The organism is Roseovarius sp. E0-M6 (assembly GCF_037083845.1).
Taxonomy (GTDB): domain Bacteria; phylum Pseudomonadota; class Alphaproteobacteria; order Rhodobacterales; family Rhodobacteraceae; genus Roseovarius.
On record NZ_JBAPLA010000001.1, the window covers coordinates 1,073,712 to 1,098,703 of the forward strand.

24 protein-coding genes are annotated in these 24,992 nt (G+C 63.3%); 13 read left to right on the forward strand and 11 right to left on the reverse strand.

Annotation, left to right across the window (positions count from 1 at the left end; genetic code table 11):
* The first annotated feature begins 28 nt into the window (after positions 1-28).
* From V8359_RS05120 to V8359_RS05135, 4 genes are all read left to right on the forward strand, one after another.
* Positions 29-1,876 carry a peptidylprolyl isomerase gene (locus V8359_RS05120; RefSeq protein ID WP_336427639.1) on the forward strand — a complete coding sequence of 616 codons (1,848 nt, stop codon included), beginning with the start codon at positions 29-31 and terminating at the stop codon, positions 1,874-1,876.
* A 13-nt stretch (positions 1,877-1,889) separates the two neighbouring features.
* Positions 1,890-3,401 (forward strand): anthranilate synthase component I, encoded by a 1,512-nt coding sequence (gene trpE, locus V8359_RS05125; RefSeq protein WP_336427641.1) that lies wholly within the window; start codon positions 1,890-1,892, stop codon positions 3,399-3,401.
* A 105-nt stretch (positions 3,402-3,506) separates the two neighbouring features.
* On the forward strand, positions 3,507-4,121 hold the full coding sequence (locus V8359_RS05130; RefSeq protein ID WP_336427642.1) for a sulfurtransferase: 615 nt from the start codon (positions 3,507-3,509) through the stop codon (positions 4,119-4,121).
* A gap of 98 nt (positions 4,122-4,219) precedes the next feature.
* A complete protein-coding gene (locus tag V8359_RS05135; RefSeq protein WP_336427644.1) occupies positions 4,220-4,765 on the forward strand; it encodes a pseudouridine synthase in 546 nt (181 codons plus the stop codon).
* Positions 4,766-5,060: 295 nt separating this feature from the next.
* Here the strand turns inward: V8359_RS05135 and V8359_RS05140 are convergent, their stop codons facing one another.
* Positions 5,061-6,563, reverse strand: coding sequence for a divergent polysaccharide deacetylase family protein (locus V8359_RS05140; RefSeq protein ID WP_336427645.1), 1,503 nt, complete (start codon positions 6,561-6,563; stop codon positions 5,061-5,063).
* Positions 6,564-6,688: 125 nt separating this feature from the next.
* Between V8359_RS05140 and V8359_RS05145 the strand changes: the two genes are divergently transcribed.
* The 6 genes from V8359_RS05145 (at position 6,689) to lexA (ending at position 11,526) form a co-directional block, all read left to right on the forward strand.
* Positions 6,689-7,270: an anthranilate synthase component II gene (locus V8359_RS05145; RefSeq protein ID WP_336427647.1), complete on the forward strand. Its 582-nt coding sequence runs from the start codon at positions 6,689-6,691 to the stop codon at positions 7,268-7,270.
* Positions 7,267-8,289, forward strand: coding sequence for an anthranilate phosphoribosyltransferase (gene trpD / locus V8359_RS05150; RefSeq protein ID WP_336427648.1), 1,023 nt, complete (start codon positions 7,267-7,269; stop codon positions 8,287-8,289). Before V8359_RS05145 ends, trpD begins: the two co-directional genes overlap by 4 nt.
* Positions 8,286-9,101 (forward strand): indole-3-glycerol phosphate synthase TrpC, encoded by an 816-nt coding sequence (gene trpC, locus V8359_RS05155; RefSeq protein WP_336427649.1) that lies wholly within the window; start codon positions 8,286-8,288, stop codon positions 9,099-9,101. Before trpD ends, trpC begins: the two co-directional genes overlap by 4 nt.
* A complete protein-coding gene (moaC, locus tag V8359_RS05160; RefSeq protein WP_336427650.1) occupies positions 9,101-9,577 on the forward strand; it encodes a cyclic pyranopterin monophosphate synthase MoaC in 477 nt (158 codons plus the stop codon). Before trpC ends, moaC begins: the two co-directional genes overlap by 1 nt.
* Positions 9,574-10,746: a molybdopterin molybdotransferase MoeA gene (locus tag V8359_RS05165; protein ID WP_336427651.1), complete on the forward strand. Its 1,173-nt coding sequence runs from the start codon at positions 9,574-9,576 to the stop codon at positions 10,744-10,746. Before moaC ends, V8359_RS05165 begins: the two co-directional genes overlap by 4 nt.
* An 81-nt stretch (positions 10,747-10,827) precedes the next feature.
* Entirely contained in the window at positions 10,828-11,526 is a 699-nt protein-coding gene (gene lexA / locus V8359_RS05170) for a transcriptional repressor LexA (protein ID WP_336427652.1), read from the forward strand.
* Here lexA and V8359_RS05175 read toward each other — a convergent pair.
* A complete protein-coding gene (locus V8359_RS05175; protein ID WP_336427653.1) occupies positions 11,520-13,562 on the reverse strand; it encodes a ComEC/Rec2 family competence protein in 2,043 nt (680 codons plus the stop codon). The genes lexA and V8359_RS05175 overlap by 7 nt on opposite strands.
* An 80-nt stretch (positions 13,563-13,642) precedes the next feature.
* Between V8359_RS05175 and gltX the strand changes: the two genes are divergently transcribed.
* From gltX to V8359_RS05190, 3 genes are all read left to right on the forward strand, one after another.
* Entirely contained in the window at positions 13,643-15,049 is a 1,407-nt protein-coding gene (gltX, locus tag V8359_RS05180) for a glutamate--tRNA ligase (RefSeq protein WP_336427655.1), read from the forward strand.
* Between the two features lie 72 nt (positions 15,050-15,121).
* Positions 15,122-16,417: a citrate synthase gene (gltA, locus tag V8359_RS05185; protein WP_336427656.1), complete on the forward strand. Its 1,296-nt coding sequence runs from the start codon at positions 15,122-15,124 to the stop codon at positions 16,415-16,417.
* A 135-nt stretch (positions 16,418-16,552) separates the two neighbouring features.
* Positions 16,553-16,972 (forward strand): hypothetical protein, encoded by a 420-nt coding sequence (locus tag V8359_RS05190; RefSeq protein WP_336427657.1) that lies wholly within the window; start codon positions 16,553-16,555, stop codon positions 16,970-16,972.
* A gap of 30 nt (positions 16,973-17,002) precedes the next feature.
* Here the strand turns inward: V8359_RS05190 and V8359_RS05195 are convergent, their stop codons facing one another.
* The 9 genes from V8359_RS05195 to V8359_RS05235 form a co-directional block, all read right to left on the reverse strand.
* Positions 17,003-17,782, reverse strand: coding sequence for an enoyl-CoA hydratase-related protein (locus V8359_RS05195; RefSeq protein ID WP_336427658.1), 780 nt, complete (start codon positions 17,780-17,782; stop codon positions 17,003-17,005).
* A gap of 73 nt (positions 17,783-17,855) precedes the next feature.
* Positions 17,856-18,308 (reverse strand): cytochrome c-type biogenesis protein, encoded by a 453-nt coding sequence (locus tag V8359_RS05200; RefSeq protein WP_336427659.1) that lies wholly within the window; start codon positions 18,306-18,308, stop codon positions 17,856-17,858.
* Positions 18,305-20,278: a heme lyase CcmF/NrfE family subunit gene (locus V8359_RS05205; protein ID WP_336427660.1), complete on the reverse strand. Its 1,974-nt coding sequence runs from the start codon at positions 20,276-20,278 to the stop codon at positions 18,305-18,307. The genes V8359_RS05200 and V8359_RS05205 overlap by 4 nt, the downstream gene beginning before the upstream one ends.
* Before the next feature lie 98 nt (positions 20,279-20,376).
* A complete protein-coding gene (locus V8359_RS05210; RefSeq protein WP_336427661.1) occupies positions 20,377-20,964 on the reverse strand; it encodes a holin family protein in 588 nt (195 codons plus the stop codon).
* The gene (locus V8359_RS05215; RefSeq protein ID WP_336427662.1) at positions 20,955-21,566 is read right to left on the reverse strand and encodes a holin-associated N-acetylmuramidase; all 612 of its coding nucleotides are present in this window, start codon (positions 21,564-21,566) and stop codon (positions 20,955-20,957) included. The genes V8359_RS05210 and V8359_RS05215 overlap by 10 nt, the downstream gene beginning before the upstream one ends.
* A 58-nt stretch (positions 21,567-21,624) precedes the next feature.
* Positions 21,625-22,074, reverse strand: a complete 450-nt coding sequence (gene ccmE, locus V8359_RS05220) for a cytochrome c maturation protein CcmE (protein ID WP_336427663.1) — start codon at positions 22,072-22,074, stop codon at positions 21,625-21,627.
* An 18-nt stretch (positions 22,075-22,092) separates the two neighbouring features.
* Positions 22,093-23,121, reverse strand: coding sequence for an N-acetyl-gamma-glutamyl-phosphate reductase (gene argC / locus V8359_RS05225; protein ID WP_336427664.1), 1,029 nt, complete (start codon positions 23,119-23,121; stop codon positions 22,093-22,095).
* Between the two features lie 97 nt (positions 23,122-23,218).
* Entirely contained in the window at positions 23,219-24,031 is an 813-nt protein-coding gene (locus V8359_RS05230; RefSeq protein WP_336427665.1) for a glutamate racemase, read from the reverse strand.
* A 39-nt stretch (positions 24,032-24,070) separates the two neighbouring features.
* A complete protein-coding gene (locus V8359_RS05235; protein WP_336427666.1) occupies positions 24,071-24,934 on the reverse strand; it encodes a lysophospholipid acyltransferase family protein in 864 nt (287 codons plus the stop codon).
* Positions 24,935-24,992: the final 58 nt, after the last annotated feature.

Genomic DNA, 24,992 nt, shown 5'->3' on the forward strand with positions numbered 1-24,992 from the left:
TATCTGACACGAGCCCGAGCGAGGTCGCATGGCGTCTGGAAATTCCCTGTCTAAAACCGCTGTCTGGATCCTGATGGGGCTTTTGATCCTCGGGCTGGGTGGCTTCGGCGTAACCAACCTTTCCGGCACGGTGCGCAGCGTCGGAAGCGTGGGCGACACCGAGATCGAGGTGACCGAATACGCCCGCGCGCTCCAGAACGAAATTCGCGCCGCCGAGGCCGAACAGGGCGAGCGGATTTCCTTTGCTCAGGCACAGGCCAACGGCATTGATCAGCAGGTGCTGGGTCAGCTCATCGCCTCCGCCGCGCTCGAGGACGAAACCGACCGGCTCGGCATTTCCGTGGGCGACCGAAACCTGCGCGACGAAATTCTCAACATTCGCGCCTTTCAGGGCCCAAGCGGTGAGTTCAGCCGCGAAGCCTATCGTTACGCACTTGAGCAGGCCGGGTTGAATGAAGCCCAGTTCGAAGAGGACATCCGCTCCGACACCGCCCGCACCCTGCTTCAGGGGTCGGTGGTCGCCGGGGTGCGCCTGCCGCCCGCCTACGCCGACACGCTGGTCGAATATTTGGGCGAACGCCGTGACATAAGCTGGGTCGTGCTCGACCGCGGCGACCTTGAGACCGGCCTTCCGGAACCCACCGAAGAAGACTTGCGAACCTATCATCAGTCGCACCTGCCCGATTTCACCGCACCGGAAACCAAGGACATCACATATGCGTGGCTCACGCCCGAAATGATCCTGGACACGGTCCAGATCGACGAGGCCACCCTGCGCGAGGCTTTCGAAGACCGTGCCGCCGAATTTCAGCAGCCCGAACGCCGCCTTGTCGAACGTCTGGTCTTTGCCGATCAGGACGCCGCCGAAGAGGCGCGCGCGGCACTCTCGGATGAGGGCACGACCTTCGAGGATCTGGTCGAGGCCCGCGGTCTCGAACTGTCGGACATCGACATCGGCGATGTTGCGCGCAGCGAACTTGGCGACGCCGCCGATGCGGTCTTCTCCGCCGAGGTGGGCGACGTGGTGGGCCCCCTGCCCAGCGATCTCGGTCCGGCGCTCTACCGTGTGAACGGCGTTCTGGCCGCACAGGAAACCTCCTTTGAAGAGGCCGAGCCGATGCTCCGCGACGAACTGGCACAAGATCGCGCCCGCCGCGCCATCGACAGCCGGATCGACCGGATCAACGATCTGCTGGCCGGAGGGGCCTCGCTTGAGGAACTGGCCGAGGAAACCGACATGACCTTGGGCCAGATCGACTGGCACCCCGGCGTGACCGACGGGATCGGCGCCTACGAGGCTTTTCGCGAGGCGGCGGAAGACCTCGACGAGAGTGATTACCCGGATGTCGAAGTTCTGGGCGATGGCGGCATCTTTGCCATGCGTCTCGACAAGATCACCGAGCCCCGCATCCGCCCCGTCGATCAGGTTCGCCCGGCGCTCACCGCCGCATGGCGCGAGCAGGCGATAACCGATGCCCTCCTGACCGAGGCCGAACCGCTTGTCGACCGACTGGCTCAGGGGGCGGACTTCGCCGACCTTGACCTCACCGACGTGCAAAGCGCCCAAGGCATTACCCGTCAGGGGTTCGAGGCCGACGCGCCACCCGCCTTCACCGAGGCCGTGTTCGGCATGTCCGAGGGCGAAGCCCGGCTGCTCGAAGGCGAAGGCCGCGTCTTTCTTCTGCGCCTTGACAGCGTGCAGGCCCCCGACCCCGAAGCCGAAGAGCTCTCGATGCTGGAAAACATCCTTGCCAATCAGGCCGCCAACGCGCTGTCGCAGGATCTCTTTCAGGCGCTCGCCACCGACATCCGGAGCCGCGCGGGCGTGACCCTTGATCAGTCGGCCCTCAACGCCGTCCATTCGAACTTTCAGTAAAGGGCCGCACCCGGTGGAGCTGACCCCCTCTTACGAAACCTTCGCCCCCGGCTTCGAGGCGGGCCACAATCAGGTGGTCTACGCGCGCCTCGCCGCCGATCTCGACACGCCCGTTTCGCTGATGCTCAAGCTGACGGGGGCCGCCCGCGATGCCTTCCTGCTCGAATCCGTCACCGGAGGAGAGGTGCGCGGCCGGTATTCGATCATCGGCATGAAACCCGACGTCATCTGGAAATGCCACGGCACCGAGGCCCGCATCAACCGTCAGGCCCGCTTCGACGAAGACGCCTACGAGGGTCAGGAGGCCGATCCCCTTACCTCGCTGCGCGCACTCATCAAAGAAAGCCGCATAGACCTGCCCGATGATCTGCCCGCCGCCTCCGCCGGGCTCTTCGGATATCTCGGCTATGACACCATCCGCCTTGTCGAGCATCTTCCCGACGTGAACCCAGACCCCCTCGGCCTGCCAGACGCGCTCATGCTGCGCCCATCGGTCGTCGCCGTTCTCGACGGTGTCAAAGGCGAGGTGATCGTCGTATCGCCCGCATGGGCCCAAAGCGGCGTTTCGGCCCGTGCCGCCTATGCACAGGCCGCAGAACGGGTGATGGACGCCGTGCGCGATCTTGAACGCGCCCTGCCTCAGCAGGCCCGCGATCTCGGCAAGGCGCACGAGGATGCGGCCCCGGTGTCGAACTTCACACACGAAGGTTACAAGACCGCCGTCGAACGGGCCAAGGAATACATCCGCGCCGGCGACATCTTTCAGGTCGTGCCATCGCAACGCTGGACTCAACCCTTCCGTCAGCCACCCTTCGCACTCTATCGAAGCCTGCGCCGCACAAACCCGTCCCCCTTCATGTTCTACTTCAATTTCGGCGGTTTTCAGGTCATCGGTGCCAGCCCCGAAATCCTTGTCCGCGTCTTCGGAAACGAGGTGACGATCCGTCCCATCGCCGGCACTCGGCCCCGTGGCGCCACCCCCGAAGAAGACCGCGCGAACGAGGCCGATCTCATGGCCGATCAAAAGGAACTCGCCGAGCATCTGATGCTGCTCGATCTGGGGCGCAACGACACCGCCAAGGTCTCCAAGATCGGCACCGTGCGCCCGACCGAGGAATTCATCGTCGAACGCTACAGTCACGTCATGCATATCGTGTCGAACGTGGTGGGCGAGCTGGATGATGATCACGACGCGCTCGACGCACTTCTGGCCGGGTTGCCTGCGGGCACGGTCTCGGGCGCGCCCAAGGTTCGCGCAATGGAGATCATCGACGAGCTTGAGCCGGAAAAGCGCGGCGTCTACGGCGGCGGCGTCGGATATTTCAGCGCGGGTGGCGACATGGATGTCTGCATCGCATTGCGCACCGCGGTGGTGAAGGACGCACAGCTTTATGTTCAGGCCGGCGGCGGTGTTGTCTATGACAGCGACCCCGAGGCCGAGTATATGGAAACCGTCCACAAATCGAACGCCATCCGCCGCGCCGCGGCGGACGCGGCGCGGTTCACCGGATCGGGCAATACCTGAGCGTCTGACACCGCCGCGCGTTCATGAAATTGCGGCTTGATGTCGATCAAGGTTTTCCCCGCCAATACATTCCATAACGCGAATGTATTGAAAAAGGAGTCCCCAATGACCCGCATCACCCGCCTTACCCACGCGGCCGCCTGCGCGCTCGGCCTTGCCTTTCTCTCCGGCACCGCCGCGATCGCCGCCGAAGACGCCGCAGGGATCACCACCTCCGTAACTCCCGACACCCTCCCCGCGAAAAAACAGACCGAACCCGGCCTCTATATTACCGCAGCCGAGGCCGCGGCACTGCTTGAGACGCGCGACGACGTGGTGCTCATTGACGTGCGCACGCCCGAAGAAACCATGTTCGTCGGCTTTCCCACGGTTGCGGATGCGAACATCCCCTATCTCAACGTCGACCCCGCCCACCGTCACAACCCCGAACGTGGCAGCTACGCGATGACCCACAATCCCGGTTTCGTGCCGGCCACGCTTGATCTGCTCGACCAAACCGACGCTCGCGCGGCGCTCGTGATGTGCCGCTCCGGCGGGCGCAGCGCCTCTGCCGTCAACGCCCTCGCCGGGGCCGGTGTCGATGTGCCGCTCTATTCCGTCGTGGATGGCTTCGAGGGCGACAAGAACGAGGCGGGCAAGCGCACCGTGAATGGCTGGAAGAACGCGGGCGCGCCCTGGACCGCGAAAATCCCCGCAGGTTTCCTGCACGAGGCCGACTGACCTGCGGGGCACCCCCCGGAACCAGTCTTGAAATCCACTGACGGCGCGGGCGGTCGCGACCCATTGCCACCGCCCGCGCCCTGCGGCAGAACGGTCGCATGGCCCGGCTCATCCTTTTCAACAAACCCTATGGTGTGCTCTCGCAATTCACCGACAAGGGCACGGCCGACAGTCCGCGCGCCACGCTTTCTGACCATATTGCCCTGCCCGGCGTCTATCCCGCCGGACGTCTTGACCGCGACAGCGAAGGGCTTCTGGTCCTGACCGATGATGGACGGCAACAGGCGCGTATCGCCAACCCCCGCTTCAAGGCACCCAAAACCTATCTCGTGCAGGTAGAGGGCGCGCCCGACGACGCGGCCCTCGCCGCGCTGCGCTCGGGCGTGACCCTGAAGGACGGTCCAACCCGCCCCGCACAGGTCAGCCGCATCGACCCGCCCGACCTCTGGCCGCGCGACCCGCCGGTGCGTTATCGCAAATCGGTGCCCGACACGTGGCTCTCGCTCACCATCACCGAAGGGCGCAACCGGCAGGTGCGCCGCATGACCGCGCATGTGGGCCACCCCACCCTGCGGCTCGTGCGCTGGCGGGTGGGCGACTGGACGCTGGACGGGCTGACCCCGGGTCAATGGCGCGATGCCTGAACATGGCCGAGCCTCGTGAAATTTCTGCGTGGTTTTTCATGAAAATAAGCGCGTCAATTTCATGATGTGACGGAAGTTTTGTAAGTTGCACCAGCGTTCGCTGCGTTAAACACACCATCCGCGCCAGATCGCACCGACGCAATACCGACGTGAATACCGCCGCGGATGCCGACACACCGAACGCCCGCCATCGCCTGTGTTAACAGGCGATTCGCTCTGTCGCGGATCGCACGGTCACAGATACATCGCACGATTGCGCAAGATCATGTTCGGACACCCGGCCCGGCCCGACAGGTCACTCCCCGGTCAGAACCGCCGAAACCGGCGCAAGCGCCACTTGGCTGGCGCGGTCCTGAAGCCCCCAGATCAGAAGCGCGCTCACCGTTTCGGCCCGCAACCGGCCAAGCATGATCACCCCGTCCTCGTCACGCCCCGCCTTGAACGCGGCCTGATCGAGAAACCGGCGAATGACTGTTGCGTTCTGTCCCTTGGCGTCGAAATCGCGAAAGACCGTGCCGGTCGGCACACCTTCGCGCTTTATCAACTTGCCGGTCGTATCCAACCCCTTGGGAAACAAGACCAATCCATGCCCACCCTCCAAAAGGATCGGGGCAAGCTGCTCGGCTGCCGCCCGGCTCGATTGCACGCCGTCACTGGTGCCTTCCATCACTGCGACCGCCTCGGGCACTTCGTTCAGGATCGCCTGCATCGCCGTTTCGGTATCCGCCGCAGAGGCCCCCGCAGGCAAGTCCGCAAGCACCAGAACCTCGAACCCCGCCGCGCGATAGCGCCGCATGGCCTCCGCCGCGCCGTTGTCGGTGGGGTCAACGGCAAAACTCAGCGGATAGGGAAAGGCCGCCAGCGCATCAAGCCCGATGGCTGAGCTGCCATCGTCGATCAAAACGATGGACATGAGCGGCTTGTTCTCGGGATTGTCGAACGCGGCGGCATGGGCCTCGATCGCCGGCAGATCGGCCTCCTCCTCGGCCGGCGCGCCACCCTCTTCGGCGGTCTCCGAGTCAACCGACGGAAGCCGCCCGGTTTCGACATTTTGTGCAAGGTTTCCAATAGTTCCCGTAGGTTCATCCGCCTCTTCTTCGGCCTCCTCAGGGGCCTCCTCCTCAAGCACGGCGATATCCTGTTCGCCGGCCTCGGTATCGGGGGTTTGCGCGGATGGTTCAGGGGCGGTGCCCGGCTCTGTCGTGTCGCTCGGCAACGCGCTTGGCTCCGGAGATTCGCTTGTCGCCGGTGCGGTCGCGGCGTCTGCCAACTCCTCGCTCGGAAAGCTTCCCTCCGCCGCGTCCGGAAAGGCCGAGTCCTCGCCGCTCGGCTCGGGTGCCGAAGGCTGCGCAGGCTCGGTCGAGATCGAAAGCTCCGCCTCGCCCTCGGGGGCCTCGGGCGCCGCCGATTGCGGGCTCGGCAAGACCGGATCGTCCGTCGCCGCCTGCATGCCGGTCGCGCCCGCGGTCACCTCGGGCGCGGTCAGATCACCTTCCGCCACACCGGTTTCGGGTTTCTCGCCCGACGTCGTGTCGGCCCCTTGCAGTCCGCTCAGGTCATCGGACTCAGGCACCTGAAGGTCCGGCGCATCCGCCGTTTCCGTCGTATCCTCGGGCGCGGGCACCGTGGCCTCTTCGTCATCCCGCGACTGGTTGAACTCCGAGCCGGCGGGCACCGTTGGTTGCCCCGCTTGCGGTGCGCGCGCCCCGGGCATCTCCGTCATGAGAGAGGCCGCGCCAAGGCCCACGCCCGACACCACCGTCCCCGCCAGAATACCGGCAATGAATTTGCTCGCCATGCTCAACCACCCTCATTATTTGCCTGTTGCAGGGCCGCGCCCCTTGACGCCCCTCTGCAAGCCTGAACAAGTATACCGCGACGCGGGGCCGGGCCTCCAGCCCCCAATATGCAATGAGTTTCAAGATGCTGCTTCTCATCGACAACTATGACAGCTTCACCTACAACCTCGTCCATTACGTGGGCGAGCTTGGGGCCGACGTCGTGGTCCGCCGCAACGACGCGCTTGACGTGGCCGAGGCGATGGCGATGAAGCCCGCGGGCATTCTGCTGTCGCCGGGCCCGTGTGACCCCGATCAGGCGGGAATTTGCCTCGCCCTCACCCAAGCCGCCGCCGAAACGCGCACGCCGCTTCTGGGCGTCTGTCTCGGGCATCAGACCATCGGTCAGGTCTTTGGCGGTCGGGTGGTGCGGCACAGTGAGATCGTGCACGGCAAGATGGGTCTTGTCCAGCACGGGGGGCACGGCGTCTTTGCCGGTCTGCCCTCTCCGTTCGAAGCAACGCGCTATCATTCCCTCGTCGTCGAACGGGCAAGCGTGCCCGACGCGCTGCGCATCACCGCCGAGCTTGAGGATGGCACTGTTATGGGGCTCGAACATCGCGAGCTGCCCATACATGGCGTGCAGTTTCACCCCGAATCGATCGCGTCTCAGCACGGTCATGCGCTTTTGCAAAACTTTCTTAACCTTATGGCGGTAGAAGCATGAGCGACGCGCTCAAACCCCTGATCGGCGCCGCCGCCGACCGCTCCCTCACCCGTGAGGAGGCCGAGCGCGCCTTCCAGATTCTCTTTGAGGGCGAGGCGACGCCGGCCCAGATCGGCGGCCTTCTGATGGCGTTGCGCACGCGCGGTGAAACGGTGGATGAATACGCCGCCGCCGCCGCGGTGATGCGCGCCAAATGCCGCGCCGTGAAGGCACCGGCCGGCGCGATGGACATCGTCGGCACCGGGGGTGACGGTAAGGGAACTCTCAACATCTCGACCGCGACGGCCTTCGTCGTCGCCGGCGCGGGCGTGCCCGTGGCCAAGCACGGAAACCGCAACCTCAGCTCGAAATCGGGCGCTGCGGATGCCCTGACCGAAATGGGCATCAACGTGATGATCGGACCAGAGGTCGTTGAAAAGGCTCTGGAAAAAGTGGGCATAGCCTTCATGATGGCGCCCATGCACCATCCTGCGATGGCGCATGTCGGCCCCGTTCGGACCGAACTTGGCACACGCACGATCTTCAACATCCTCGGGCCGCTGACCAATCCCGCCGGGGCCAAGCGCCAGCTTACCGGCGCGTTCTCGCGCGATCTGATCCGTCCGATGGCCGAAACCCTGCGCGCGCTCGGCTCTGAGGCCGCCTGGCTTGTCCATGGCAGCGATGGCACCGATGAGCTGACCATCACCGGCACAAGCTGGGTTTCGTCGCTTGCCGAGGACGGCAGCATAAATGACTTTGAGGTTCACCCCGACGAAGCAGGCCTGCCCACGCATCCGTTCGAGGCGCTCCTTGGCGGCCAGCCTTCCGAGAATGCGGCCGCATTCCGCGCCCTGCTGGACGGGGCGCAAGGCGCCTATCGCGATGCCGTTCTTCTCAACGCCGCCGCTGCGCTCTTGGTCGCGGGCCGGGCGGCGGATTTGCGCGAGGGCACGGCGCGCGCCTGCGAAAGCATCGACAGCGGGGCCGCGCGCGCTAAGGTCAAGGCCCTGGCAGACATAACTTCGGAGCACCCATGAGCACCCCCACTATCCTTAACCGGATCAAGGAGTATAAACTCGAGGAAATCGAGGCCGACAAGAACGCCAAGCCGATCGAGGCCTTGCTTGCCGATGCCTCCGCTGCCCCGCCCGTGCGCGGGTTTGCCGATGCGCTTCTTGCCGCCTCCAAGGAGGGGTATGGGCTTATTGCCGAGATCAAGAAAGCCAGCCCGTCCAAAGGCTTGATCCGCGAGGACTTCGATCCCGCCAGCTTGGCCGAGGCGTATGAGAATGGTGGCGCGGCCTGCCTTTCGGTGCTCACCGACACACCCAGCTTTCAGGGCGCCAAGGAGCATCTGACCGAGGCGCGCGCGGCTTGTGAGCTTCCGGTCTTGCGCAAGGATTTCATGTATGACCCCTATCAGGTGGTCGAGGCGCGCGCGCTCGGGGCCGACGCCATCCTGATCGTCATGGCCAGCGTCAGCGATGATCAGGCAGCCGAACTTGAGGAAACCGCCCGGACCCATGGCATGGACGCGCTGATCGAAGTGCATAATCAAGAAGAGCTTGAACGAACCGAGCATCTTTCATCCAAGCTTGTCGGCATCAACAACCGTGATCTTCACAGCTTCGAGACCTCTCTCGACACCACCCGCAAACTGGCCAAGCTTGTGCCGGTCGACCGCATCATCGTCTGCGAAAGCGGCCTCAACACAGCCAAGGATCTGGCGGATATCGCACGCTATGGCGCGCGCTGTTTCCTCATTGGTGAGGCCCTGATGCGTCAGGACGATGTTACCGCCGCGACCCGTAATATCCTTGCAAATCCGATGCGCGCCGGCGGATTCTGATGGCCGGTCTCACCCATTTCGACGGCAAGGGTGACGCGCATATGGTGGATGTCACCGAAAAGACCGCCACAGACCGCGTCGCGGTGGCGCGCGGCCACATCAAGATGACCCAAGAAGCCTTTGAGATCATTGGCGAAGGCCGCGCCAAGAAGGGTGACGTTCTGGCTGTGGCCCGACTTGCCGGGATCATGGGGGCCAAACGGACCCCCGACCTCATCCCGCTTTGCCATCCGCTGCCGCTGACCAAGGTCGCGGTTGAACTGACGCTCGATCCCGCCTTGCCGGGCGTGGAGATCGAGGCGACGGTTCGGACCACCGGGCAGACCGGCGTCGAGATGGAGGCCCTTACCGCCGTCAGCACCGCCGCGCTCACGGTGTATGACATGGTCAAGGCCATTGATAAAACCATGGCAATCGGCGGCATTTGCGTGATCCTCAAAGATGGCGGCAAATCAGGCCGTTACAGCGCGGAATGATCACGGTCGATGCGGCTCTGGAACAGCTGTTCGGGCTCGTGGCTCCGGGGGCCGTCGAACATGTGCCGCTGACAGTGGCGTCGGGGCGTGTACTCGCCCGGCCTGTCCTCGCCGAACGCGATCAGCCCCCCTTTGCCGCCTCCGCCATGGATGGCTACGCGGTGCGGGGTGACGACGTCCGCCCCGGCGCCACGTTCCGCGTTATCGGAGAGGCCGCCGCCGGGCATCGCTTTGAAGGCGCGTTGAGCGCTCAGGAGGCGGTGCGCATCTTCACCGGTGCGCCGCTACCCTCCGGCGCCGACCGCGTGATCATTCAAGAGGACGTCACCCGCGAGGGGGACCGCATCACTCTGGGTGCCGACCTTGATCGCAAACCCCATGTGCGGCCCGCAGGTGCGGATTTCAGCGCCGGAAGCACGATGGCGGCACCGCGCCGCCTGACACCTTCGGACGTGGCGCTTCTCGCGGCTATGAACTGTGCCAAGGTGCCCGTCTTCGCCCGACCCAGCGTCGCGATTCTGGCCACCGGGGACGAGCTTGTGACCCCCGGCGAAACCCCGGGCCCGGATCAGATCATTGCCTCGAACTCCTTTGGTCTCAAATCGTTGCTGGACGAACTTGGCGCAGCGTCGCGCCTCCTTCCGATCGCGCGCGATTCAAAGTCTTCGCTGGCAATGGCCTTTGATCTCGCCTCGGATGCGAACCTCATCGTCACAATCGGCGGCGCCTCGGTCGGCGATCATGACCTTGTCGGGCCCGTCGCCCAAAGCCTCGGCCTTGACCGCAGTTTTTATAAGATCGCGATGCGCCCCGGAAAGCCGCTGATGGCCGGACGGATGGGGCGTTCGGCGATGATCGGCCTGCCCGGTAACCCGGTTTCGGCGATGGTCTGCGGTCATGTCTTCCTCGCGCCGGTCGTGCGCGCGATGCAAGGCTTGCCCGCACAGCCCGCCCCACGTCAAAGCGCGCGCCTTGCCGCCGATCTTGGGGGGAACGGACCGCGCGAACATTACATGCGCGCGCATGTGACAGGCGGGGAAATAACGGCAGCCGACAGGCAGGACAGCGCACTTCTTAGCGTCTTGGCAGGTGCCAACGCGCTCCTCATCCGCCCGGTGGACGACCCTGCGCGTCGCGCCGGTGAAACGGTTGATTACATCTCCCTTTGACTCCCCCTTCGGACTGGGAGTTGACACAAAACGAGAACATGCGTAGAACAAAGAGATACAAATGTTCCGACGGAGGGGCGGATGCTAACCAAGAAACAACTGGATTTGCTGGATTATATCAACAAGCGCGTGCAACGTGACGGTGTCCCGCCAAGCTTTGATGAAATGAAGGAGGCGCTGGATCTGCGCTCCAAGTCCGGCATTCACCGCCTGATCACCGCACTCGAGGAGCGCGGTTTCATACGCCGCCTCGCCCATCGTGCCCGCGCGCTCGAGATTGTGAAACTCCCCGAAAGCCTTGGCGGCACCGCCTCGCACGGGTTTCAGCCACGGGTGATCGACGGCGATCGCCCCACAGCGCCACATCCCGCCAACGCACAGCCTGTCGAGGTGCACGCTCTGGAGCTGCCGCTCATGGGCCGCATCGCCGCCGGTGTTCCCATTGAGGCCATCGCCCACGCGTCACGCAACGTGGCTGTGCCCGGCGCAATGGTAAGCGGTCAGGGCGATCACTATGCGCTTGAAGTCAAAGGCGATTCGATGATCGACGCGGGCATCAATGACGGGGACGTGGTGGTGATCCGCGAAACCACGACCGCGGATAACGGCGACATTGTCGTTGCACTGGTCGAGGATCAGGAGGCCACGCTCAAACGGTTTTTCCGCCGCGGTCACGCCATCGCGCTCGAAGCTGCAAACCCGGCCTACGAGACCCGCGTTCTGCCCGATGACAAGGTCAAGGTTCAGGGCCGGCTCGTTGGACTGATCCGCACCTACTGAAAGCGTCTGCGCATCCGTGTGTTCCAAAGCCGCGTGCCCGATATCTGGCGCGCGGTGATCATCTCCGGTGGGCCACCCTCACGCAAATAAAGCGCGACCGCGCCACTCTTGCGCAGCACCTTTGGTGTGAGGGCCCAACAACCGTCGCCCAAGGGCGTTTCCGGCTCATATGGCATCACCACAAGGTCGCCCGCCCCGCATCCCGCAAAGGCGCGCATCTCGCGCTTGCCGCCAAGCGCGATGACGCTCAGCTCGCCGGGGCCAGGCACCGGGCGCTGCGCCCACCGCGCCGAGGCGGTGTCCTGATCGGCCATGTCACCATCATTCTCAAGCCAGTTGAGCGCGACAAAGCCCGCTCCCCGCTCCTTGCTCAGGGCGCGGCCCTTGGGTGTCATCACACCGACAAGCTTGCCATCCTCCGAGATCAGCACATCGGGCCGTTCGGCCCATGACCACAGAAGGAAGCCGAGGCAAAGCGGCGCAAGTCCCAGACACCGCGACCGTCCGTGCCATAGCACAAGAAAGAGCCCCCCCGCCGCCACAAGTGGAAGCACCCACGGTCCGGGCGCGACCACAAGGCCCCGGGCCCCCTCAAGCCCGGCCACCCGGTGCGCCACACCCAGTATCCAATCAAGCCCCTGCCCCATGACCCAGAGCGCGATCCAATCAAGTTTCAGCGGCATGAGGCACACACTCAGAACCGCGGCAGGCATCACCAGCACCCCCATGAGCGGCACGCTCAGCAAGTTGGCGATCAGCCCGTAATGCGCGATCTGGTTGAAATGCGCCGCCGCGAAGGGCGCGGTGGCCAAGCCCGCCACCAATGACGAAATGAACACCGCCGCAACCGGCCTGAGCCAACGCGGCCCAAGCCAAACCTTGCGATCCCTGACCCATGCGAAAACGGCGATCAGGGCGGTGGTGGCCGCGAAGGACATCTGAAAGCCGGGGCCCAGAAGCGCCTCGGGCCTGAGCACCAGAACGATGATCGCCGCCAACGCCACCGCCCGAAGGCTGAGTGCGCGACGATCGAGCATCACGGCGAAAAGCACGACCGCGACCATGACAAAGGCCCGTTCAGTCGACACATTGCCCCCCGAGAGCGCGAGATAGAAGGCCGCGACGCCAAGCGCGGCACCCGCCGCGATTTTCTTGGCCGGAAGCCTCAGAGACACCCAAGGCACCGCAGCAAGCGCAACCCGTATCAGCGCAAAGACAAACCCCGCCAGTAGCCCCATATGCAGCCCCGATATGGCCAGCAGATGGGCAAGGTTCGACACTCTTAGCGCGCGCAGCGTGTCTTGGCTCATCCCGGCACGGTCGCCCGTCATGATCGCCGCGGCGAACGCCCCCGCCTCCCCCGGAAGCAGCCCCTGCACATGCCGCGACAGCGCCATGCGCGTCCGAAACGCGCTTGGACCCGGCTCCGACGGGGCCAGCGCCATAAGGGGGACACGCGTGTATCCCACCGCACCCAGCCGTTGAAACCACGCATGCCGCTGAAAGTCGAAGCCACCCGGCTCGACCGGGCCGCCGGGCGGCGACAGGTGGGCGGTGGCCATCACGACAAGCCCCGGTATGGGCGCCGTGCCCGCGATTTTGCCATGCAGCGAAATGCGCACACGCGCCGGAGTTTCATCCGGCGGGACATTGAATAGCGTCACCCGGTCAAGCGTCAGCCGCATCGCATCCGAGGCGGATCTGTCGATGGCCACGATGCGCCCCTCGACCGGACCGTAATAGCGAAAGCCCAGAACCGGCTCACTGACCCAATAGGCCCGCCCCCCCGCAAGAGAGAGCCCCAGAAGCGCAACCGCCACCCCGACGATAACCCGAGGCGCCCCGCGCCGCACCATCAGCGCCGCGGCAAGCAGGCCCGCGCCCGCCGCGCCACAGCCCATGAGCGCGCCCGGCGTTGGCTCTTGCGGCAGCGAGAAGTAAAGCCCGATCCCCACAGCAAGGCAGACCGGCACCCAGCAGAACATATGCCCGCGCTGCGCCTCAAGGGTTGCACGTAGGGTATCGGGAGCGCCCAAAGCTTGTCTCCCCCATGGTGGGTCGATAGACAGGGGGCAATCTATCCTCCCCATCGTTACCGAAAGGTTAATGGCCGACCATGACCGACCAAGTCGTCACCCGTTTCGCCCCCTCGCCCACTGGTTTTCTTCATATCGGTGGCGCGCGCACCGCGCTTTTCAACTGGCTCTATGCGCGCGGTCGCGGCGGCCGTTTCCTGCTGCGGATCGAAGACACCGATCGCGCCCGGTCCACACCCGAAGCGACTCAGGCCATTCTTGACGGGATGGCGTGGTTGGGGCTTGATCACGACGGAGACGTGATCAGTCAGGCCGCGCGCGCCGACCGTCATGCCGAAATCGCCCATCAACTCCTGTTCAAAGGGCACGCCTATAAATGCTTTTCCACGCAGGAAGAGATTCAGGCCTTCCGTGAGACCGCAAAGGCCGAGGGCCGCTCGACCCTGTTCCAAAGCCCGTGGCGCGACGCGGACCCGGCCACGCATCCCGACGCCCCCTACGTCGTGCGCATCAAGGCCCCGCGAGAAGGCGCGACGATCATTCGCGACGAGGTGCAGGGCGATGTGACCATTCGCAACGATCAACTCGACGATATGGTCCTGCTGCGTTCGGACGGCTCGCCCGTTTACATGCTGGCGGTGGCGGTCGACGATCACGACATGGGCGTGACCCACGTGATCCGCGGCGATGACCATCTCAACAATGCGGCGCGTCAGATGCTGATCTATCAGGCGATGGGCTGGCCTGTGCCCGTCTATGCCCATATCCCGCTCATTCACGGCCCCGATGGCAAAAAGCTCAGCAAGCGGCACGGCGCGCTTGGTGTCGCGGAGTATCGCGACATGGGCTATCCGGCCGCCGGCATGCGCAACTACCTCGCGCGGCTGGGCTGGAGTCACGGCGATGACGAATTTTTTACCGACGCGCAGGCGATCTCATGGTTCGATCTGTCGGGTATCGGTAAATCCCCCGCCCGGTTTGATTTCAAGAAGCTCGACAATGTCTGTGGTCAGCATATCGCCGCGATGGACGATGCTGCACTGCTGCATGAATTGACGGAATTCATGACCCAACACACGTCATACCCCCTTGATGACCAGCGCGCCAAACGGCTTGAGGCTGCGATACCCCACCTCAAGGAACGTGCCAAAATCTTCCCTGAACTTATTGAAAAAGCTCACTTTGCACTCGCTGAACGTCCGATTGAACCGGATGAAAAGGCGGCGGCGCAACTTGACACAGTATCCCGTGGTATACTCACGGAATTGACGCCGCAGCTGCAAAATGTTACGTGGGCGCGTGACGCTCTCGAGGCTTTGTGGCAAAGTGCGGCCGAACAGAAGGACATGAAATTCGGCAAGCTCGCGGGACCACTCAGGGCCGCTCTCGCCGGTCGAACCGCGACACCAAGCGTTTTCGACATGATGCTCGTGCTGGGACGGGAGGAAACGATCGCCCGCCTGACCGACGCAAGTGGTGGAACGTAACGCCACCTTAAGGGATCGCGGGCCAGAACCGCAGAGTGCATATTGCGCACAGGACATGACGGAGGAGAGAAAATGGCAGACACAGGAAAGACAGCGAAGCTTGAGATCAGCGGTGAGACCTATGAGCTGCCGATTTTCGCGCCCACCGCCGGCCCCGACGTGATCGACATCCGCAAGCTTTATGCCAAGGCCGGCGTGTTCACCTATGATCCCGGCTTCACCTCCACGGCCAGCTGCGACAGCACTATCACCTTCATCGACGGTGGCAAGGGTGAGCTTCTTCACCGCGGCTATCCGATTGATCAACTGGCCGAGAAGTCCCACTATCTCGAGGTCTGTTATGTGCTGCTTTACGGTGAATTGCCATCGGCCGCTCAGCTTGAGGATTTCGAAGGCCGTGTGACGAACCACACGATGCTTCACGAACAGATGCAGTTCCTGTTCCGCGGGTTCCGCCGCGATGCGCACCCGATGGCCATCATGGTTGGTGTGGTCGGCGCGCTTTCGGCCTTCTACCACGACAGCACCGATATCAACGACCCGTGGCAACGCGAAGTGGCGTCGATCCGCATGATCGCCAAGATGCCCACGATCGCGGCCATGGCGTATAAATACACGATCGGTCAGCCCTTCGTGTATCCCCGCAACGATATCGACTATGCATCGAATTTCCTGCGCATGTGCTTTGCCGTCCCGGCCGAGGATTTTGAGGTCAATCCGATCCTGTCGCGCGCGATGGACCGGATATTCACACTGCATGCCGACCACGAACAGAACGCGTCAACGTCGACGGTGCGCCTCGCCTCAAGCTCTGGCGCCAACCCGTTCGCCTGCATCGCCGCCGGCATCGCCTGCCTTTGGGGTCCGGCGCATGGGGGCGCCAATCAGGCCTGCCTTGAAATGCTGCGTGAAATCGGCTCGGTCGACCGCATTCCCGAATATCTGGCCCGCGCCAAGGACAAGGATGACGATTTCCGCCTGATGGGCTTTGGGCACCGCGTCTACAAGAATTTCGATCCCCGCGCCAAGGTGATGAAACAGTCGGCGGACGAAGTGCTCGACCTTCTCGGGGTCGAGGACAACCCGACGCTTCAGGTCGCCAAGGAACTTGAGAAACAAGCCCTTGAGGACGACTATTTCGTCGACAAGAAGCTCTTCCCCAATGTCGATTTCTACTCGGGCATCATCCTCGAGGCGATGGGCTTTCCTACTTCGATGTTCACGCCCATTTTTGCCGTGTCGCGCACGGTAGGCTGGATTTCCCAGTGGAAGGAAATGATCGCCGACCCACAACTCAAGATCGGTCGCCCGCGTCAGCTTTATATGGGTGAGACATTGCGCGACTACGTGGATATCGAAAACCGCTGACGTAGAACACGCTGTGGGCACATCACGATTTTCCGGGCCGGCCCAGAGCCGGTCGGCCCGGCCCCAGCCTCACCCTGAGTTGCCTGAGCGAGGGTGATTGTCTATCCTTCCGGTATTTTGCGGAAGGATGTTTCGATGACCAAAGACTCGATTGCCGACAAAATTCTCGCGGCCTATCCCCTCCAGCCATCCGACCCCGACCTGCCGAACGCATCGCAACTGGCCAGCCGGCAGATCCTCGTTGTTAAGAACTACATGATGATCAGCGCGTCCTCGGTTCCGGCGGGCGGCGGCGATGTGACCTGCCAGCCAATCATCCGCTGCGACGGCACCCCCTCGCCCAGTTCAAAGGTCACACATGGCTTTATCCGCTTCGCACCCGAAGCCCGGCTTCAGCCGCCTCAATATCGCGATACGGCAAAAGAAATTCATCTTTGGTTCGCCTATGAGGCCATACCACAGGTGCTTGACCAACTGGCGCACCCAAACCGCTACCTGTGGGTCGGATTTTTCAACGGCGGACACATCTACGGCGATCTGCATTCAGCGTTCTGAAGGCAGCACGAGTCGGTCATGTTCTTCCCATCACCGCCCCTCATAACGCGCATCGCGCTTTTCGAGAAAGGCCACAACCCCCTCCTGAAAATCGCGGGTGGTGCCACATTTCCCCTGAAGTCGCGCCTCAAGCTCTAGCTGCGCGTCCAGATCATTCTGCCAGCTTGACCGGATCGCGGTCTTCAGCTCCGCATAGGCCGCCGTTGGCCCCGTGGCGAGGTGAGCCGCCCGTGCCCGCCATCTTTCGTCAAACTCCGCGTCCGGCACCGCCTCCCAGATCATGCCCCAGTCGCTGGCCTGCCGGGCGCTGATCGGTTCGGCGAAAAGGGCCGCGCCCATCGCCTTGGCCGCACCCATCTGACGCGGAAGCCAATAGGTGCCACCCGCATCCGGGATCAGGCCGATCCGGGTGAACGCCTGAAGAAAATAGGCGCTTTCGCTCGCGATCACGACGTCGGCGGCCAGCGCAAGATTGGCCCCCGCCCCGGCGGCGGGGCCGTTGACCGCGCTGATTGTGGGCACCGGGCAGGTGCCGATGGCCTGCAGCATGGGCACATATTCCTCACGCAGCACCCGCTCAAGATCAAGCGACGCCACCGATGTGCCATCACCAAGATCCTGTCCCGAACAGAACGCCTTGCCATTGCCGGTCAGAACCACGACCCGCGCCGCGCGCCCGGCCATGCCCATCGCATCGGTGATCTCGGCCCGCATCTGGGTGTTGAGCGCATTCATCCGGTCCGCCCGGTCAAGCGTGATCACCGCTATGTCGTCGTCGATCCTGTAGTCGATGGTGTCATAATCGCGCATGGCTCACGCCTCCTGAAACTTGGCTGGCTCAGGTCTAGACCGATGCGTTCAGAAACGAAAGTGCAACGAGGCGTCAGCGATCGAGGATATCGCGCAGCCGGGCCCTCTCGTCCTCGCTGAGCGCCTCGACCCCCGGTTCGTCGGCCATGCCACGTTGCCGCACATAAAGCCACGCACCCAGTCCACCAACAAGAAGCATCGCAGGCCCCGCCAGCCACAAAAGCAGGTTGCTGCCGCCGGTGCGCGGTTGCATCAGCACGACCTCGCCATAGCGCGCGACAAAGAACTCCAGAATTTCGGTATCGCTGGCCCCTTCCAAAAGAAGCTCGCGCACACGCCGCCGTGCATCCGTGGCCCATTCCGCATTGGACGACGCGATGGATTCAGATTGGCACCGAACACAGCGCAAAACCTCGTCCAGCGCCTGCGCCCGTGTCTCAAGGACCGGGTCATCCAGCATCTCATCAGGCTGAAACGCCCAGAGAGGTGCGGCCAAAAGCAAGAGAACAAGGCACAACCGTTTCATTCCGCAGGCACCCCCTCGGGGGCTGTCTTGCGGGCCCCTGCGGCCACCCTGTAGCGCCGATCGCTCAGCGACAGGAAACCGCCCAGTGCCATCAGGATCGCACCACCCCAGATCCAGTTCGCCAGCGGCTTCACATAGGTGCGCACCGCCCAGCCGCCACCGGTCTGCGGGTCTCCGATCACCACGTAAAGATCCCGCAGGAATCCGTTGTCGATCCCGGCCTCCGTGGTGGGCATCGCCGCCACCGGATAGACGCGCTTTTCAGGAAAGACAGTGCCGATGATCCGGTCACCGCGCCCCAGCTGAACTTCGGCGCGGGTTGCCCGATAATTCGGGCCCTCCACCTCTGTGACATCGCGCAACCACACGCTATAGCCCGCCACATCGAAACGCTCGCCCACTTGGGCCACGCGGATGTCCTCGGCCTCCCATGCCAAAAGCCCGGCGATCCCCGCCATGGTCACCCCGAGCCCCGCATGTGCCACTGCCTTGCCCCAGTCGGCCCGCGGCAAGCGCCGCAACCGGGCCAGCCTCGGTCGAAGCGCGCTGCGCCCCGTGCGCCCCCAGATGTCGGTCGCGGCACCGGCCACCAGCCACGCCCCGAGGAAAAGGCCGATCGGAGCCATCGCGCTTTGCCCCGTCTGCATCGCCCAGACAAGAAGCGCCACGGCAACTGCAAGCACCAAAGCAGGACGTAGCGCCCGGATCGTGCGCCCCATCTTGCCCCGTTTCCACGGCATCATCGCCCCGACAGGAAGGACAAGGCCAAGCAGCACCATGAAAGGAGTGAACGCGATGTTGAAAAACGGCGCGCCGACCGACATTTTGCGATCAAAAAGCATCTCGGCCACAAGCGGCCAGATCGTGCCGACAAAGACGATGAACGCCGCCACCGTCAAAAGGACGTTGTTGATAATGAGCATCGTCTCGCGGCTCTCAAGGGCAAAGACGCCCCGCGCCTGCATGACATGCGCGCGCACCGCGAACAGGACAAGAGCAGCCAGCATAAAGGCCGCCAATATGAACAGAAGCACGACGCCCCTCTCGGGATCATTGGCAAAGGCATGCACCGACGTCAGAACCCCCGAGCGCGTGATGAACGCGCCCACCATCGAAAACCCGAAAGCGAGGATCGCCAACAGGATGGTCCAGCTTTTGAGACTCTCGCGCTTTTCAACCACGATGGCCGAATGCAGAAGCGCCACCGAAAGCAGCCACGGCATGAAGCTCGCGTTCTCGACCGGGTCCCAGAACCAGAATCCGCCCCAGCCAAGCTCGTAATAGGCCCACCATGACCCCAAGGCGATCCCGATGGTCAGAAAGACCCACGCGGCCAGCGTATAAGGCCTGACCCAGCGGCCCCAGGCCGCATCGATGCGCCCCTCGATCAGCGCGGCAAGCGCGAACGAGAAGGTCATCGAAAGTCCAACATATCCGAGATAGAGAAACGGCGGATGAAAGGCGAGGCCCGGATCCTGCAACAATGGATTGAGGTCATTGCCATTCATTGGCGGCACCGCAAGGCGCAGAAACGGATTCGAGGTGAACAGGATGAACCCGATAAACGCCGCGCCTATCATCCCCTGAACCGCCAGAATGCGCGCTCTGAGCGTCGGCGGCAGGGCGTTGCCGAACCATGCCACCGTGGCCCCGAAAAGCGCCACGATCAGAACCCAGAGAAGCATCGAGCCTTCGTGATTTCCCCAAACGCCGGTGATTTTGTACAGCATCGGCTTGGCGGTATGAGAGTTGAGCATCACGAGCCTGAGCGAGAAATCCGACGTGACAAAAGCCCATGTGAGCGCGCCGAACGACACCGCGATCAAACAGAACTGCACTTGGGCCGCAGGCAAGGCCACGGCCATAGCTCCCGGCCATCGGCGTGCGGCGCCGATCAGGGGCACGACCGATTGTATCAATGCGATACAGAAGGCAAGTATCAGGGCGAAGTGGCCAAGTTCCGTAATCATGCATCAAGTATAGGGCGCATGAAGGGGCGCCGCCATGGGATTCGGCAGCGCCCAGCGGTTCACATTGTCGCGACCAAAGCGGTGGGGCGCAATCGGGCCTAGCGTCCACCCCGCTGCGCATCGCGCCGCCACTGAACAAGCGCGGGATTGCCCTCGGGGCGCACCGCTTCGATGGCGATCTCGGCGTCGGGCTCGGCTTGGGCGATACCGGGGGCCCCCGCGCCTACGCGACTCAACGTCCCGATATTCGCCGTAACCTGCGGCATTCGGGCCATCGTGGCCGTGATCGAGCGTTGAAATTCTTGGCTTTTTTGCTGATGCCGCGCACCGAAATAAAACGAAACCACCACACCCAGAAGCCACCAAAGCGGCTCGGGCACCAACGCGACCCCCTGCATCCGCGCCGCGAACCAGACCGGATCGGCCATCGCTGCAACAAAGAGCGCCAAAGTGCCAAGCGCCAGCGCCGGACGCGGCAACCGGTTGATCCCGTCCATGACCCTGTCGAACCGGCCCCGCTCAACACGGGCAAACTCATTGGCGAATTGCGCCAGAACCGCGTCCCGCGTGGCCTGCTCGCGACCGCCCACCGCCTCGGCGTTTTCGCGGAAGACTTCCGCGGTCTCGCGGAGGGCGTTGCGACCGCCGCCGAATATCAGCTCAAGAACCTGTGTCATCATCCCCATGACGCCACCCGTTCCGCAAATTCGCCCTCGCTCATGTGATATCGCGGCGACATGAACGCCTCGGCGCGGCGAATCCAACCGCCTTTGCCGCCCCCGCGCGTCCGCGCGAATTTGCGCGATGCGGGCCGCCTGTCGGCCAGTCGGAAGTAATAATTGCGACGCGCGATCGCATAGGCATCCACAAGGTGATCGGGCCCGGCGCGAAAGGCGGCCTTGGCGGCGGCGGCGGTCTGTGGGCCTATCGCACCATCCACCGCCACGTCCTGGCCCATTTGCCGCAAAAGGCGCTGAAGGATCTTCACCGCGTTGCCGCCCGCGTTGACATACATGTCAAACACGCTGGGGCGCAGCGGTTCGGGAAGCTGGTCGATGCCCGGCCGATCGTGGTAATGCTCGATGAAAATCCGTTCGGCCTGCACCCGGCTCAGTGCGCGCACATCGGCGACGTCGACCTGCCCGTCACGCGTAAGGTCAAGGCCCAGACGCCGCATCGTGTGAATGGTCACACCATATTTCGTGGCGCCACCCGGATCGTCCGGGTCATCGACAAATCCCCCCTCCCGGGTCACGATCTCTCGGGCGATATCCCTGACATTGGGCATGGTCCGGCTCCTTGGCTGCTGATCGGGTCAGCCTGCCGGGAGGCGATTAACGAACCCCTCAGCTATCGGGCGCACCACCCTCATAGACGCCCTGCTCCTTGAGCGCGTCCACCACTTCCTTGGGCATGTATTCCTCGTCATGCTTGGCAAGGATCTCGGTCGCGCGGAAGGTCTGACCGTCAAAACTGCCAAGGCCGACCATGCCCTGACCCTCCTCGAAAAGGTCGGGTAGAACGCCGGTATATTCCACGGGCACCGACGCACCGCCATCGGTCACCCGAAATCGCACCTGCGTGCCCTCACCGCGTCTGAGGCTGCCATCCTCGACCAGACCGCCGATGCGAAAAACCTCGCTCGATTGCGGCGGCTCGGCCATCACCTGGCTGGGCGAGCGGAAATAGTTAATCCCGTCGCGCATTGCGTAACCAATCATCGCCGTCGACAGGATAAGTGCCAACACCGCCACGCTGATGATTTGAATACGTCGTTTCTTTTTAAGTGACTTCATAACCTTACACCCTCTTCCTCATGGAAAGACCGGGGCAAGCATCAGGCCTGCGGTCTCGTCTTCGCCCAGCATCAGGTTGGCATTTTGAATGGCCTGACCGCTTGATCCCTTGGTCAGATTGTCAAGCGCGGCCACCACAATCGTCCGGCCCGGAATGCGATCAGCACAGATACCGACATGGCAGAAATTCGATCCACGCACGTGCCGGGTGCTTGGATGCTCTCCAAAGGGCAGCACCTTGACGAAAGGTTCCCCCTCATAGGCGCGGGCCAGCGTTGCATGTACGGTCTCAGGCTCACCTTTCACATAAACAGTGGCAAGTATCCCCCTGTTTGCCGGTATTAAATGCGGCGTAAACTGAACCTTTACAGAACGGCCTGCAAGCGCCGAAAACTCCTGATCGAACTCGCCCAGATGGCGATGCGCGCCGCCTACGGCATAGGCGTGATACCCCTCGCTCAACTCGGCATGCAGGAGATTTTCCTTGAGGCTGCGCCCGGCGCCCGACACAGCGCATTTGAGATCAAGAATGATATCGTCAAGATCGATCACCCCCGCCGCGATAAGAGGCCGGAGCGCGTATTGGCCGGTGGCCGCATTACAGCCGGTCCCGGCCACAAGACGCGCATGACGGATTTCGTCGCGGTAAAACTCGGTCAGCCCATAAACCGCCTCTTGCTGACACTCCAGCGCGGCATGTGTCCCACCATACCAGCGCGCATAGTCCTCGGGATCGCGAAGCCGGAAATCCGCGCTCAGGTCAACGATCCTGAGCGTCCGGGGCAGATCGCGGATCACCTCCTGGCTCGTGGCATGCGGCAAGGCGCAGAAACACAGATCGACACCGGCGAAATCAATCTCGTCGATGGTCACAAGATCGGGCAGATCAAGGTGCCGCAAATGCGGGAACACCTGCGCCATGCTTTGCCCCGCCTTGGAGTTCGCGCCAAGCGCCACGATCTCAAGCGCGGGATGCGTGGCGATCAGGCGAACAAGCTCGGCGCCGGTATATCCTGACGCACCGAGAATCGCGATTTTATGGGCCATATGCGGCCTCCTTCGGGTCGTTTAACAGGATTTAGGCCATGTTCCGGCCCCGTGCAATGCGGCATGATCGCCAAAGCTTTGTGTGGACAGACCCGCGTCAAACCGTCTCGAAGCTGATGGACCGCTTGAGAAACTGTGTCGCACGGTCGGACACGCGGGCCGGATCGCCAGTGGTGAGAAAACGGGCCGCCTCTCCATCGCCTATCATCTGTGGATGCCGGCCGATATAGTCGGCAAGACTGTCGGCCACGAGAGCGGGCTGTGAAAACACCGAAACCTTCGGCCCCAGTGCTGCGCGGAAAACATCTTCGAGAAGTGGGTAATGCGTGCACCCGAGAATCGCCGCCTGCGGGTCGGGCATCTTGCGCCTGAGCGCCTCCACATGGCTGCGCACCAGCGCCTCGGCCAAGATCATGTCGCCATCCTCGATCGCATCAACGACACCGCCACAGGCTTGCGCTTCGACATCGACACCGATCGCACGAAAGGCCAACTCTCGCTGGAACGCGCGGCTTGATACGGTTGTGGGGGTCGCGAAAAGGGCCACATGCTTGATCGCCACCTCACGCGGCGGAGAATTGTCGCCCCATTGCCGCTCGGTCAGGGCCTCGATCAGCGGGACAAACACACCAAGCACCCGCTTGCCCTTGGGCACGCCCGCCTCCTGCATCCGTCTCAGGGCTGCGGCGCTTGCGGTATTGCAGGCCAGAATCACGAGATCACATCCGTTGGCCCAGAGATATTCCACATGGGCCTTGGTGCGCGCATGAATATCGTCCGGGCTGCGCACGCCGTAGGGCGCGTTCGCATTATCCCCCAGATAGATCACCGGCAGATCGGGCAGCCGCGCCTCAATCGCCCCAAGGACAGTTAGCCCGCCCAGTCCCGAATCGAAAATGCCTGCCGCCATCGCACCGTCGCGCGGCCGTGTTGGCTGTCGCGCGCCCTGTCAGTTCCACTCGAAACCGATCCCCGTGGGGTCGATCGGTCCCGGCGACAACTCATAGGTCTTTCGCCGCAGGAAAGCCATGAGGGATTTCGCATCTCCCGCCATCGGATCAAGCACATCACGGCCAAGTGGTTCGCCTATGGCCACGCGCACAGGCGTGTCGAGCCGTTTTCCGAATTCCTTGAGCAGAAGGCCCATGCGCAGCGTGTAGTGAAGATGAGTGGCGACCTGGAAAAGACGGCTCGTATGCCCTTCAAAGAAGACCGGCACCACCGTTGCACGTGACTTGGCGATCATCCGGGCGGTGAAAAGCCGCCAATCAGGGTCCATCGGGCGCGAGAAGGGACGCGCCGCCGTGGACACCGCGCCGCCGGGAAAAATGCCGATCGCACCCCCCTGCGACAGAAAGTCGAGCGATCTGCGCCGCGTCTCAAGGTTCAGCGCCAGCGCCTCGCGCGTGTCATCGAAGCTGACCGGCAGCACCGTGCGCTCAAGATCCGGCGCCTTGCGAAAGACCGAGCTGGCCAGAATGCGGAAATCACCCCGCGTCTGGCTGAGCATGTTGCCCATCATCAGGCCGTCGAGGATACCGTAGGGATGGTTGGCCACCAGCACCAGCGGCCCCTCCCGCGGGATGTGATCGAGCGCGCCGCACACCACGTCAAGGCTCAGCCCATAGCGTGTCGCGATCACCTGCCAGAAGTCCTGACCGCTGGCCACCTCCTGCTCATAGCCATGAGCGCGTTTAATAAGGCGGATACGACCCGACAGCGTCTCCATCGTGCGGATCATCGCGCGCCCGCCCCGTGTCTGGGCGGAATGGGCATAGCTTATGTCGCGCGCGATGTGATGATCTCGACGCATGGTATCCTCCGTCTGTGCGCGTTGTCCGCGCGAGGATACCTGCGTCGGGTGAAGGTTT

What these genes read in the sequence shown, in the direction of transcription:
- V8359_RS05120 (WP_336427639.1), top strand. Translation starts at nt 29, where the DNA reads ATGGCGTCTGGAAATTCCCTGTCTAAAACCGCTGTCTGGATCCTGATG.
- V8359_RS05130 (WP_336427642.1), top strand. Translation starts at nt 3,507, where the DNA reads ATGACCCGCATCACCCGCCTTACCCACGCGGCCGCCTGCGCGCTCGGC.
- V8359_RS05135 (WP_336427644.1), top strand. Translation starts at nt 4,220, where the DNA reads ATGGCCCGGCTCATCCTTTTCAACAAACCCTATGGTGTGCTCTCGCAA.
- V8359_RS05140 (WP_336427645.1), bottom strand. Translation starts at nt 6,563, where the DNA reads ATGGCGAGCAAATTCATTGCCGGTATTCTGGCGGGGACGGTGGTGTCG.
- V8359_RS05145 (WP_336427647.1), top strand. Translation starts at nt 6,689, where the DNA reads ATGCTGCTTCTCATCGACAACTATGACAGCTTCACCTACAACCTCGTC.
- trpD (WP_336427648.1), top strand. Translation starts at nt 7,267, where the DNA reads ATGAGCGACGCGCTCAAACCCCTGATCGGCGCCGCCGCCGACCGCTCC.
- trpC (WP_336427649.1), top strand. Translation starts at nt 8,286, where the DNA reads ATGAGCACCCCCACTATCCTTAACCGGATCAAGGAGTATAAACTCGAG.
- moaC (WP_336427650.1), top strand. Translation starts at nt 9,101, where the DNA reads ATGGCCGGTCTCACCCATTTCGACGGCAAGGGTGACGCGCATATGGTG.
- V8359_RS05165 (WP_336427651.1), top strand. Translation starts at nt 9,574, where the DNA reads ATGATCACGGTCGATGCGGCTCTGGAACAGCTGTTCGGGCTCGTGGCT.
- lexA (WP_336427652.1), top strand. Translation starts at nt 10,828, where the DNA reads ATGCTAACCAAGAAACAACTGGATTTGCTGGATTATATCAACAAGCGC.
- gltX (WP_336427655.1), top strand. Translation starts at nt 13,643, where the DNA reads ATGACCGACCAAGTCGTCACCCGTTTCGCCCCCTCGCCCACTGGTTTT.
- gltA (WP_336427656.1), top strand. Translation starts at nt 15,122, where the DNA reads ATGGCAGACACAGGAAAGACAGCGAAGCTTGAGATCAGCGGTGAGACC.
- V8359_RS05190 (WP_336427657.1), top strand. Translation starts at nt 16,553, where the DNA reads ATGACCAAAGACTCGATTGCCGACAAAATTCTCGCGGCCTATCCCCTC.
- V8359_RS05195 (WP_336427658.1), bottom strand. Translation starts at nt 17,782, where the DNA reads ATGCGCGATTATGACACCATCGACTACAGGATCGACGACGACATAGCG.
- V8359_RS05200 (WP_336427659.1), bottom strand. Translation starts at nt 18,308, where the DNA reads ATGAAACGGTTGTGCCTTGTTCTCTTGCTTTTGGCCGCACCTCTCTGG.
- V8359_RS05205 (WP_336427660.1), bottom strand. Translation starts at nt 20,278, where the DNA reads ATGATTACGGAACTTGGCCACTTCGCCCTGATACTTGCCTTCTGTATC.
- V8359_RS05210 (WP_336427661.1), bottom strand. Translation starts at nt 20,964, where the DNA reads ATGGGGATGATGACACAGGTTCTTGAGCTGATATTCGGCGGCGGTCGC.
- V8359_RS05215 (WP_336427662.1), bottom strand. Translation starts at nt 21,566, where the DNA reads ATGCCCAATGTCAGGGATATCGCCCGAGAGATCGTGACCCGGGAGGGG.
- ccmE (WP_336427663.1), bottom strand. Translation starts at nt 22,074, where the DNA reads ATGAAGTCACTTAAAAAGAAACGACGTATTCAAATCATCAGCGTGGCG.
- argC (WP_336427664.1), bottom strand. Translation starts at nt 23,121, where the DNA reads ATGGCCCATAAAATCGCGATTCTCGGTGCGTCAGGATATACCGGCGCC.
- V8359_RS05230 (WP_336427665.1), bottom strand. Translation starts at nt 24,031, where the DNA reads ATGGCGGCAGGCATTTTCGATTCGGGACTGGGCGGGCTAACTGTCCTT.
- V8359_RS05235 (WP_336427666.1), bottom strand. Translation starts at nt 24,934, where the DNA reads ATGCGTCGAGATCATCACATCGCGCGCGACATAAGCTATGCCCATTCC.